The sequence below is a fragment of the Synechococcus sp. R5-13 genome, from assembly GCF_047462015.1.
Taxonomy (GTDB): domain Bacteria; phylum Cyanobacteriota; class Cyanobacteriia; order Thermostichales; family Thermostichaceae; genus Thermostichus.
In genome coordinates, this window is the sequence record NZ_JANSIL010000128.1 from 1 (window position 1) to 10,136 (window position 10,136).

Annotated in this window: 10 protein-coding genes; 4 read left to right on the forward strand and 6 right to left on the reverse strand. The window is 59.7% G+C overall.

Annotation, left to right across the window (positions count from 1 at the left end; all coding sequences use genetic code 11):
- Window positions 1-314 precede the first annotated feature (314 nt).
- The gene (locus tag NW840_RS09925; RefSeq protein WP_414343969.1) at window positions 315-1,424 is read right to left on the reverse strand and encodes an RpoD/SigA family RNA polymerase sigma factor; all 1,110 of its coding nucleotides are present in this window, start codon (window positions 1,422-1,424) and stop codon (window positions 315-317) included.
- A gap of 320 nt (window positions 1,425-1,744) precedes the next feature.
- On the opposite strand from NW840_RS09925, the gene NW840_RS09930 reads away from it, so the two are divergent.
- Both NW840_RS09930 and NW840_RS09935 read left to right on the forward strand, forming a co-directional pair.
- Window positions 1,745-2,002 (forward strand): helix-turn-helix domain-containing protein, encoded by a 258-nt coding sequence (locus NW840_RS09930; protein ID WP_041436246.1) that lies wholly within the window; start codon window positions 1,745-1,747, stop codon window positions 2,000-2,002.
- 336 nt (window positions 2,003-2,338) lie between these two features.
- Entirely contained in the window at window positions 2,339-2,704 is a 366-nt protein-coding gene (locus tag NW840_RS09935; protein WP_414343972.1) for a hypothetical protein, read from the forward strand.
- A gap of 93 nt (window positions 2,705-2,797) precedes the next feature.
- On the opposite strand, the gene NW840_RS09940 is transcribed toward NW840_RS09935, so the two are convergent.
- The 5 genes from NW840_RS09940 to NW840_RS09960 form a co-directional block, all read right to left on the reverse strand.
- Entirely contained in the window at window positions 2,798-4,090 is a 1,293-nt protein-coding gene (locus NW840_RS09940; RefSeq protein WP_414343974.1) for a Glu/Leu/Phe/Val family dehydrogenase, read from the reverse strand.
- Between the two features lie 71 nt (window positions 4,091-4,161).
- On the reverse strand, window positions 4,162-4,833 hold the full coding sequence (locus NW840_RS09945; RefSeq protein WP_414343976.1) for a diacylglycerol/polyprenol kinase family protein: 672 nt from the start codon (window positions 4,831-4,833) through the stop codon (window positions 4,162-4,164).
- Window positions 4,834-4,842: 9 nt separating this feature from the next.
- Window positions 4,843-5,136: a c-type cytochrome gene (locus NW840_RS09950; protein WP_369791762.1), complete on the reverse strand. Its 294-nt coding sequence runs from the start codon at window positions 5,134-5,136 to the stop codon at window positions 4,843-4,845.
- Between the two features lie 299 nt (window positions 5,137-5,435).
- Window positions 5,436-7,256, reverse strand: coding sequence for a glycoside hydrolase family 3 N-terminal domain-containing protein (locus NW840_RS09955; RefSeq protein WP_414343978.1), 1,821 nt, complete (start codon window positions 7,254-7,256; stop codon window positions 5,436-5,438).
- A 147-nt stretch (window positions 7,257-7,403) separates the two neighbouring features.
- Complete coding sequence (locus NW840_RS09960) at window positions 7,404-8,819, reverse strand: RecQ family ATP-dependent DNA helicase (RefSeq protein ID WP_414343980.1); 1,416 nt, start codon at window positions 8,817-8,819, stop codon at window positions 7,404-7,406.
- Window positions 8,820-9,130: 311 nt separating this feature from the next.
- On the opposite strand from NW840_RS09960, the gene hisB reads away from it, so the two are divergent.
- Both hisB and NW840_RS09970 read left to right on the forward strand, forming a co-directional pair.
- Window positions 9,131-9,775, forward strand: coding sequence for an imidazoleglycerol-phosphate dehydratase HisB (gene hisB, locus NW840_RS09965; RefSeq protein ID WP_414343982.1), 645 nt, complete (start codon window positions 9,131-9,133; stop codon window positions 9,773-9,775).
- Window positions 9,776-9,910: 135 nt separating this feature from the next.
- Window positions 9,911-10,136, forward strand: a 226-nt coding sequence (locus tag NW840_RS09970; protein WP_414343984.1) for an alpha/beta hydrolase, incomplete at its 3' end; no start/stop codon positions are given.

Below are 10,136 nucleotides of genomic sequence, written 5' to 3' on the forward strand. Positions count from 1 at the left end.
ATCAAAGCGCATTCCTCCCGGCACTGACCCTACGGGTACAGTGCGGGGCTCCTGCGATTTCTAGCTGAGCGCCAGAGGAAACCGATCAGCCAACTCCTCAACGACCAAAGAGGTTAGCTGCCAAAGTCCTTCCCACTGGCTCTGGTCGTGAAGATGAGGTAGCCGGGGGGTCATCAGCCCCAATAGGCTCAGGAGATAAGGGATCCTTATCATCGCCGCTGCAAGGGGCTATGGTGTTCAACCCAAGAAGATTGAAAAGAGGCTATCCCTGGGCAGAAGCTGGCCCGGAAATCGGTCTGCCAGGCCTGTAGCCACTAGCGAATGTACTGAGCCAAAGCCCGCGAAGAATAGCCCACCCGCAACTTGCGCAGGGCATCCCGCTCGATCTGACGAATCCGCTCCCGCGTCAGGTTGAAGTGATCCCCCACCTCCCGCAGGGTTCTTGCCTGTTGCCCATCTAACCCATAGCGCAACTCCAGCACCTGCCTCTCAATCGGCTTGAGGGTTTGCATGGCAGAACGCACATCCTGCTGCATGGATTGCACGAGGATCCCTTGAAAGGGCTGCTCTTGCCGCTCATCTTGCAGCAAATCTCCAAGGCGGCTTTCTCCTTCCTGGCCGACCGGCACATCCAGCGACAGGGGCAAAGCAGCAGCCTGTTGGATCATGCGCAGTTTCTTGACTTTAATGCCCAAGGCTTCTGCCAGCTCCGCTTCGGTGGGCCGCCTCCCCTGCAGCTTCATCAGCTCGCGGTTGGTGCGCTTGAGCAGGCGTACTTTGTCGACCATGTGTACCGGCAGGCGAATCGTCCGCGCTTGGTTGGCAATGCAGCGGGTAATGCCTTGGCGAATCCACCAATGGGCGTAGGTGCTGAAGCGAAACCCCCGTTCGGCATTGAATTTTTCGGTGGCCCGAATTAACCCGATATTGCCCTCTTGGATCAGATCCAAAAAGGGCACCCCCCGATTGAGGTATTTTTTGGCAACACTGACCACCAGGCGCAGGTTGGCGTTGACCAGCTTGCGCTGAGCCTGCTCCCCTTGTCGGATGCGGGAGCGAAGGGTGGATACGGAAATCTGCAGGGCCTCGGCCAGAGCCTCATCGCTGGGATCCTCCCCCCGCTGTTGCCGCCATTCCTGCCGGGCTTGGTCGATGAGGAGCTTTTGCTGAATTTTGCGCGACAACTCGATTTCCTCAGCGTGATCGATGCGGGGCACGCGACCGATGGTATTCAGGTAGTGATCGACAGCGTCTTCATTCAACCGGGATCCGCCGGCCCCTGGCTCTGAGTCAACTTCTGCGAGGTCGTCTTGAGGGGCAGACTCAGGGTCGAACCAGAAATCGTCGAACTCCTGAGGCGAAGAGACAGAGTGTTCAGGATGAGGACGAGAAAAAACCACAGCCAGGTGAGGAGAGAACTTCATCTCCCAGTCTAAAAAGGTTTCTGCTGCTGCTGCGAGCGAAAATCGATCATGCCCCTCTTTTTTGTCCGGAGATTTTTCCGCTTGGATGCGGGAACAGCAGGGATCCCGTCCGCCAAGTCTTTGCAGGCAAGGGGTCGCTCGCCAAAAAGCGGTAAGCGATTTTCGATCTAGACCTTGAGGTAAGCTTGTTTGTGAGCCGGTTAGCTCAACGGCTGCCGGGTGGGATCCCAGGAAAAGGGAACCTTGCCAGCTCAGGCTACCATGTGAGGATCGCTCAACTTCCTCAGTCTGGAAAAGAATATTTACGGCTTTCTGCTCCTATGGAGTCTAACGACCGGCACCATCCATCGGCCAACTTGATTGGGGAACGGGTGCGCTGGGTACGGGAGAAGCTGCAACTCACCCAAGATCAACTGGCGGGTCGCTTGGCCAAGTACGGTGTGCAGTTGGACTACGTCAAGATTGGCCAGGTGGAAAAGGGAAAACGGCGCGTCATCGACAAGGAACTGGTGGCCTTTGCCAAGGCGTTGGGGGTATCGGTCACTTGGCTGCTGAGCGGAGATGAATCCCACCTGTAGCGGCCTGCGGGAAAGTACATCCGATACAGGGATCCCGAACAAAAGGACGTGAAGATACTTAAATACCTTGTACTCTCGGACGTGATCTCAGTCATTTTCCGTGTAAACACGGTAGGCTGGACTCATGAATAGATTGGCTTGAGGCCAAACCCCAGCTTTTCCTTGACCATCCGCGGGGGTGGGAAAAGCAGAGAGATACAGCGCCGCGCCGGAAGTACGGGTTTTTCCAACAAGGATCGGGATCACGGGCTTCTTCACCTAAACTTGATATTGTTGACTTGGCGTTAAGCTGCCGCCGTCTATCTGGCCGTCTATCTGTTTGTGTGAGGTTTGCCGATGCTCTCTTTCTTCTTCAATTCCAACAAGGCCAACAGCCGACAAACCGGAGGCCACCGTCTGCCTGCTGCCAGCAAAACCACAGGCACGCAACGGATCCCTAACTACAACCGCCTTTCTGCCCCCCATGAGGTGCTCAAGCAGGAGAAGCAGAGGAAGCGGGAGCAAGAGTTTACCGAAATGGAGCAAAACATCAATCGCATTCGCTACTTCTACCAAAAAGCAGACATGCCCCTGGAGATGCGGCAAATTCTGACCTACCGTAAGCTGATGGAGCTGGACTACTTTACCCCACAGGCGGCAAAAGAGCTGCTCAAGCAATGGCAGCAGCAGGAAAAGCAGGAGCAAGAACGCCGTCGGGCTTGAGAAAAGGACTACCTCCAGCAGAGTTTGGGCAGCCGAACCCTGGCAAGGGGGCTTGTTGAGCCAAGAGTTCCCGGTCTCCAGGTGGGGGAGCGTCTACGGGTAAAGGCCGCGATCCTGTAGGGCTTGCGCCACTCGGCCTACCCCTAGGGTGTAGGCAGCCAGTCGCAGCGACACTTGCCGCCGTTCTGCCTCCTGCACCACCCGTTCAAAGGCACGTACCATCAGACCTTCCATTTCTTGATAAACTCGCTCTTCATCCCAGAAGACGTAAGAGAGTCCCTGCACCCACTCCAGATAGCTCACCACCACTCCACCGGCATTGGTTAGGACATCCGGCAATACCTGGATCCCTCGCGATTCCAAAATCCGGTCGGCGGCAAGGGTGGTTGGCCCGTTGGCAGCTTCTGCCACAATCCGGGCTTGAATTTGGTGGGCATTGGCTTCGGTAATTTGATTTTCCAGAGCGGCAGGGATCAACACGTCCGCTTTTTGCACCAGTAGGTCGGCGTTGCTGATGGGCTCAGCTTGCGGAAAGCCCGCCATGCGGCCTCCCTGTTCCTTCATGTGGGCTTTGAGGGCGGGGATATCCAGTCCTTTGGGGTTATAAAGGCCCCCAGAACTGCCGGAAACCGCCACAATTTTGGCTCCTGCCTGATGCAGCAAGCTGGCCGCTGCCCCGCCCACATTGCCAAAGCCTTGGATCAACACCGTTGCCCCTGCCAGGGATCCACCATGTCGGGCCAAGGCTTCCCGTACGGTGATCATCACCCCCCGTCCGGTGGCCAGTTCTCGCCCCCGAGATCCCCCAATCGAGAGAGGTTTGCCCGTCACTACTCCCGGCACCGCATGCCCGACATTCATGGAATAGGTATCCATCATCCAGGCCATCTCACGGGCAGAAGTTCCCATGTCTGGAGCGGGAATGTCCTCTGCAGGGCCGATATCCTTGATCAGCTCGCTGGTATAACGGCGGGTAATGCGCTCCAGCTCCGAGACCGAATAACGCCTCGGATCGATAGGGATCCCCCCTTTGGCCCCACCGTAGGGAATGCCCATAAGGGCACATTTCCAGGTCATGAGCATCGCCAAGGCCGAGACCTCTTCAAGGGTGACCGCTGGGTGGTAGCGGATCCCCCCTTTGTAGGGGCCGAGAACGTTGCAATGCTGCACCCGATGGCCCGCCAGCACTTGGATGTGTCCGTTGTCCAGCCGCACGGGGATCGCCACCGTCACCACTTTGCGGGGGGTGCTGAGGATCGCCACCCAGCCGGGATCCAGCTTCAGCTCGCGAGCTGCCCAATCCAGGTAGCTACAAGCCTGGGCAAAGGGACAGATGTGGGCGGGAGAGGGAGGGGCAGAAGAGGCCAGCGCAGGACTTGCAGCCATGGCGAAGAGAAGCAAGGGCTGTTTCCACACTATACCGCCGGGAACCGGAGAGGAACGTTCCGTAGCAAGCGTTACAAATAGTTGAGGATCTGCAGCAGAACAAAACAGAGGCCGGCACTGGCCAGGGGCACGGTCAGGTTATCCAACCCCCACCAAGAGAACACCTCCAGCCCCATGGTTATCCCCCCCACCAAGAGGCTGATGGCCAGCAAAGGGGGGGAGAAGCCAAAGTACCCCAGCAGCAGAGCCGCGATCACCAAGCTGCTCACCGCCCACATGGTCAGGGATCCCTCCCAGCTTTTTTGAATGGATCCCAGTTGGTAGGGGTGTTTGCCCCAAGTTTTGCCCACTAACCCTGCCAAGGCGTCGGCCCACGTCATCACCAATATGCCGATCACCGCGAAGACCTGTCGCTGGGGACGCCAGAACCAAAACAGCAGCAGGCCAATGCTGACGGCGTAGAAACAGGTGCCAAAGCTGCGGCGACCGACTCCATTCAAGCTGGGCAAGATGGCCACCCGGTAGGAGAGCAGCGCCAAGCCGGCAAACACCAGAGAGAATCCCACCCCTAGCCAGCGAGGCACTTGCAAAGCCCAAGCCAACAAAATGATATTGCCCACACCAATGTGAATGGCCTTGCGCACCCATTCCCCGTCCACCTGGCGGGAGCGCAACCATTCCGCAAAAGCGAATACGGAGGCCAGCCAGAGAGCATAGCAAGCAAGCTGCTGGGCCAGGCCCATGAAACGGCCTCAGAGGGTTTTCAAGTAGCTGAGCAGATCTGCCATCTCCTGAGGATCCGGCTGGAACTGGGGCATGGGAGGCGTTTTGCCACCGGTCACCTGCTGAATAATAAACCGATCCGAGCGGCGGCTGCTCACCCCCCGCAGACTGGGCCCCACTCGCCCATCCGCTTCTTCTCCGTGGCAGGCTGCACAGTTGAGGGCAAACAAGGATGCACCATGGCTAACCTGCCCCTGTAAGCTGAGGACGGCTTCCGTGTAGGGATCCAGACGAGCCTCAGCACTTAGCCAAGCCCAGGTCAATATCGCCAGCCCTAGACCGAGGAGGGCAAGACCCAGCCGAGTTTTTTGAGACCAGACACTTGTAAAGAATCGCTGCAAGGATTTGAGGAAGGGTTGTAAACGCTGTTGGGATGAAGGCTGAAGTCGCTTTTGCTCAAAGCCGACGCAACTGCCAGTTGATGACTGGCTGCTGCGGGATTGAGTGGTCTCTGAGAGGGAGGGAGACACAGACAACGCTGAGAGAAACCGTTTCAATCTTTTACATTTCAACCAACACGATAACTCAGGAGCCTTTCCCTGCCAATAATCTGTAAAGGTATTTACTTTTTCTTAATGGTTGGCTGGGCCACGTGAGACTTTGATCCCTCTGAGGGGGGACGGTTGGGAAAGAGCCGCTCCATCACCTCCGCTTGGGCCCAGGGATCCCGGTTGAGGCTGTGGATGGCATTGGCCCATGGAAAGTGCGCCCGCAGGCGACGGTAGAGAGATAAATTACCATAAATGACGACGGCTGCCACCCGCTCCCGATGCTGTTGCAGCCAATCCAGCACATAGTTGGGCAAGGGATCCCCAAGGAAACCTTGGAAAATCAACCCTGGGGCGTTGTCTAGAGCGGCTTCCAACCAAGGCAGGGGGGTAAGGGCATCGCTGAGCACAGGAAGCATGCCTAAGGCAGCCGGAACATGCAGGGCGGGAGATTGCAACTGCACATCGGCAGCACCCAAGGGGGGATCCTGCCAGATCCAGTTCAACCATCCGGGCTCTGCGGGCGGGCCGAGGGGCCGGCCTCCTTCCACGCCACCACGGGCCATAGCCGCTTGACAGGGAGCAATATCCTTCTCGGCCAAGAGGGATCCCAGCTGTGCGGCTCTGTGCAGAGCAGAGGTCAGGTGGGAGCGCCTGTTGAACAACTTTCCCAACGCCGTTCGCGTCCGCGGAACGGAGTCCTTGTCCTTGGAGATGGGATCCCCCAACAGCAAAGGCTTCAGTTGCTCGGCTGGAGAGCCACGGTTGAGGGCCGGATCCGTGGGATCCCTGGCCCCCATCCATCCGCCAAGGGCGCTGAAGTCGGTTTCCGCCAAGGCCGGCCACACCTGTTGGAGGAGAGCTGAGGCGGCAGGTAGGATTCGCTGTTTGGCCCGCAGCACCCGCGTCACCGACTGGGCAAGCTGGTCTGTGCTGAGGGATCCCTGTTGCACCGCTTCCAAAACGGCTGCCAAGGATGCCATCGGATCGGGGGGGGCCAAAATTAGGTCGGCACCGGCCTGGAAAGCCCGCACGGCCAATGAGTTGGGAAAGGACTCCGTCCCGCTAACGCGAACGGCCAGCTCTGCCAGAAAGCCTTGATCGAGGCTATCCACGACGATAAGCCCACCAAACCCCCATTCCTGGCGCAGCAGTTGGGTCAGCCGCCCCGGCAGCAGGGTGATAGGCCAGCGCTCATCCCACTCCGGCAGCACCACGTGGGAAACCAAGATCGCCCCCACCTGCTCCACCAAACCTCGAAAAGGCAGCCAAGGTCCCTCTTGGAGCTGGGCTAGGGTCAGGGTTAATCGGGGGCACCAGGGGGAGTCTGTTGTCTTTGGGGATGGCTTCAGTCCGGCCTGAACCGGATCCCTCCAGCCTTTGCCCGGAAAAGAGCTGGCTGTGGTTAGGATCCCGCCTGTGCTGCCCGGGGTGGCTTGCTCACATCCGCGCACAAAAGCTCGCGCCAGTTGCAAAGCAGACAGGGGATCCTCCGCCAGCGCCCCTTCCCCCAGCGGCTCTGCCACCGGGCTGAGCAACCAATTGATGCCGATGGCCGCCGCCTCCCGCGCCGTGATCCGCCCCCACTGCTCGGCCCAGCGTTCTGCCTCTGATCCCAGACGGCTCAACCCCAGGGGATGGGGAAAAGAGGTAGCCCCCTGTAGGGCCAGCCCCCGCCCGACCTCGGCTGCCACCAAAAGGGGCAGAGCCGCCCAAGACTGGGCCTCCTCGATCAGCAGCAGGGCCTCGGCCACGTGGCCATCCGTGAGCCAGATGCCCCCGATCCCCACCTCCTGGATAAGCCGTTTGAGGATCTCTCGGGGAGGAGACTGGGATCCCAGACGGGCCGAGACCGGCACCACCAACAGTTGCGCCACCTGCCGGGCTAGGGACAAGGGTCGGTCAAGTTCCTCGAGCGGAGATCCGGAAACACTCATAGGCACAGCCGAAAGTTCGTCAGCAAGGGGAACTGCTCCCTTTGCAGAAACGCAGATCATGATAGCCACTCCTGCCGGTTGCGGCTCGCAGCGGGCTGTTGAGGGCTAACGAGAAAGCCGACAACGGTCACAGGTGCCACAGGGCAGGCCGGGCTGCTCCCCAGGGTAGCCAAAATAGGGCAAGATCGCCTGCCACCGACAGCCGCGGGCGTGGATGAGGGCTTCCATCCCTTGCCAGGGATCCTCTCGTCTTAAAGGCTGCCAACGGCGGTGCAACACCTGAAAGTGAAAGGGATCCGGCCACCGCAAACAGCCCATCTCCTGCAGCAGACCCAAGGCCACCCGTGCCTCTCCAGGCGGCAGGTCGGCGTAGGATCCCTGCTGAGGCAAGGTTTGCAGCAGGTGGCGTGCTCGGGCCTGAAGGCGCTCCTGCTGGGAATAGAAATAGGCTTGGCGCCGGCGATCGCTGGGATCCAGCAGGCCCGTCGGCTCCGAGACCAGCATCAGGGCCCGGCAAGGGCCACCATCCCGACCACCTCGCCCCACCTCTTGCAAATAATCCATCAAGGTGGGCGGGGGATGAAAGTGCAGTACCCAACGCACGTCCGGCTTGTTGATCCCCATGCCGAAGGCGTTGGTGCAGACCAGAAAGCGCAGTTCCCCCTGCAGCCAGGATCGTTCTAGCCGGCGGCGGGATCGCGCTTCCAGCCCCCCGTGATAGGTGGCGGTTTTCAAGTTCTGTCGGCCCAGCCACTCGGCCAGCTCTTCCCCATCCCGCCGGGTGCGCACATAGACCAGACCCGACCCGGGATTCTCGCCCAGGAATCGCAGCAGACGACGACGGCGATCCGCCGGGCTCCAGGCTATCGCCACATTGAGGGAGAGGTTGGCCCGCAGGGGATCGGCGCGAATGTGCTCCGGATCCCGCAGCCCCAGGATTTGGCTGAGGCGGCTGCAGGTTTGGGGGTCAGCCGTGGCGGTAAAAGCGGCGATGGGAAAAGAGGGCTTCACCGGGGCCAGAGCCGGGCGCAGCAATCCCAGACGGCGGTAGTCGGGCCGGAAGGATCCCCCCCAATGCACCAACGTGTGGGCCTCATCCACGATCAGGCCGTTGATTTGCACCTGAGGCTGTTGCAGCCGTTGCCAAACGGGGGGGCTGAATAGGGTCTCCGGCCCCAGATAGAGCAGGCGCAGTCGGTTTTCCTCAAGGGCCTTCAACACCCGCTTGCGCAGGGCTGGATCCAGCTCGCTGTGGAGACAGGCTGCCGGCAGCTTGCGTTTCCAGAGATCCTGAACTTGGTCTTCCATCAGGGCGATCAGGGGCGAGACCACCAGCGTCACCCCTGTTTGCAGCAGGGCTACTAGCTGAAAGCACAGGGATTTGCCAAACCCCGTCGGCAACACCACCAGCGCGTCGCGCTTGTCCAGCAGAGCGCGGATCACCTGATCCTGCGGTGGGCGCAGCCTCTCGTAACCCCAGTGTTGCTTGAGGGCGCGCTGAATCTGCTGCCAATCCTGCAAACGGCAACCCCCTTTTCAACAATTTCCTTCAGCAATCTACAGCGATTTCGGGAGAAGCTGTCTTATAGGCTATTTCAAATCCCGCTGAACCTGCTAGCTCCCCTCTTCCAAGGGGTGAGGGCGCAGAGGATCGGCCCCACCGGCTTGCCTGTAGGGGATCCCTGTCACACCTATCCCCGTGTCCAGGGGGCTGGGATCAGGATCCCCGGCAGAGAAGGGATTCTCACCTGCTGCATGGGTGAAGGTGTCGATGGCGGCGGGCTTGTGCGATCCTAGAGCTGGGACTTCCCGCCTGCTTCGATACTTTTCCCATGACTGCCAAAGTGCTCCGCACCGCTGACGCGAACGACTCCTCGCGCCTGCTCCAGCCCAGAACGGCCTCTGTTCACCGTCGCACCGGGGAAACGGATGTTCAAATTCGTCTGAACCTGGATGGCAGCGGCCACTACGAGATCGACACCGGGATCCCCTTTTTGGATCACATGCTGGCCCAGCTCAGCACCCACGGGCTGATCGACCTGCAGATCAAGGCCATAGGGGATCTGCACATCGACGATCACCACACCAACGAAGATGTGGGCATCACGCTGGGACAGGCTCTGGCGCAGGCTTTGCAGGATCGGCGGGGCATTCATCGCTTCGGCCATTTTTGGGCGCCTTTGGATGAAGCCCTGGTGCAGGTGGTGCTGGATTTTTCGGGTCGCCCTCACCTCAGCTATGGCCTGGAGCTGCCCACAGAGCGCATTGGCCGCTACGAAACCCAGTTGGTGCGGGAGTTTTATCAGGCGGTGGTCAACCACGCCCAGCTTACCTTGCACATTCGCCAGGCTGCCGGTCTCAACGCCCACCATATTGTCGAGGCCAGTTTTAAGGCGTTTGCCCGTGCCCTGCGCATGGCTGTAGAACGGGATCCCCGCCGACAAGAAGGGATCCCCAGTTCGAAGGGAGTACTCTAGGCATGAACTGGCCACGGAGACTGTTGGCCTTGGCTCTGGGATTGGGGACAGTTTTCTTCGGTCTGGGCCAGATGGGGGGTGCAGAGCGCTTGGGGGTGTTTCTGCCGCCTTTGTTTGATTGAGTTCTCCTTGCCCGTGGAGGATCTGGCCCAGTTTGCTCACAATGGCACGGTGAGCCGGCAGTTGGATTTCTATCTGCGGCGGCTTACGCCAGAGCAGCAGGCAGCTTTGGCAGATTTGCTCACACGCGATTTTGATCCCAGCACCTCTGCGCACTACTTTGATTCGAGACGTAAACTACCCGACCCTGACTGCTTCGCAGTACAGGGCGGGCTTAAGGCCTCCGGCCCGCTGGCGCGAA

What these genes read in the sequence shown, in the direction of transcription:
- NW840_RS09925 (WP_414343969.1), bottom strand. Translation starts at nt 1,424, where the DNA reads ATGAAGTTCTCTCCTCACCTGGCTGTGGTTTTTTCTCGTCCTCATCCT.
- NW840_RS09930 (WP_041436246.1), top strand. Translation starts at nt 1,745, where the DNA reads ATGGAGTCTAACGACCGGCACCATCCATCGGCCAACTTGATTGGGGAA.
- NW840_RS09935 (WP_414343972.1), top strand. Translation starts at nt 2,339, where the DNA reads ATGCTCTCTTTCTTCTTCAATTCCAACAAGGCCAACAGCCGACAAACC.
- NW840_RS09940 (WP_414343974.1), bottom strand. Translation starts at nt 4,090, where the DNA reads ATGGCTGCAAGTCCTGCGCTGGCCTCTTCTGCCCCTCCCTCTCCCGCC.
- NW840_RS09945 (WP_414343976.1), bottom strand. Translation starts at nt 4,833, where the DNA reads ATGGGCCTGGCCCAGCAGCTTGCTTGCTATGCTCTCTGGCTGGCCTCC.
- hisB (WP_414343982.1), top strand. Translation starts at nt 9,131, where the DNA reads ATGACTGCCAAAGTGCTCCGCACCGCTGACGCGAACGACTCCTCGCGC.